Genomic DNA, 542 nt, shown 5'->3' on the forward strand with positions numbered 1-542 from the left:
CTACGACTTCAACGCCATCACCCGGGCTATCCGCTTCATCGAAGCAGGCGCCAAGTTCATCGCTACCAACCCGGACGTCACCGGCCCCTCCGACGAGGGCGTCCTGCCCGCAACCGGATCCGTGGCCGCGATGATCACCAAAGCAACCGGACGCAGGCCCTACTTTTTGGGCAAGCCCAACTCGATGATGCTACGCGCCGGCCTCAACAAGATTGGCGTCCATTCTGAAGTCACCGCCCTGATCGGTGACCGCATGGACACCGACGTACAAGCCGGCATCGAAGCGGGACTGCGCACCTTCCTCGTTCTCAGTGGTTCAACGAGCGAGAGCGAGATTCAGAGCTTCCCGTTCCGTCCCTACCGCACCAAGAACTCGATTGCCGACATGATCGAGGTTGTGCGCGAAAACCACCGGCTAGCCAAAGAAGCCGGACTGCTCGAAGAATCCGGCGAGTAGGACGTAGCTAACCTCGCGAAGTGTTGAAATTTTGTACACGTTTCCGCGACGTGTACAAAATTCGCGAAATTTTTAACACGTTATC

General features: G+C 57.6%; 1 protein-coding gene. It reads left to right on the forward strand.

Features of this window, described 5'->3' with window-relative positions; all coding sequences use genetic code 11:
* On the forward strand, positions 1-457 hold a 457-nt coding region (locus HMPREF1627_RS00795), incomplete at its 5' end, for an HAD hydrolase-like protein (protein ID WP_034500345.1).
* Positions 458-542 lie beyond the last annotated feature (85 nt).

It is taken from the genome of Actinomyces sp. S6-Spd3, assembly GCF_000758755.1.
GTDB lineage: Bacteria > Actinomycetota > Actinomycetes > Actinomycetales > Actinomycetaceae > Pauljensenia.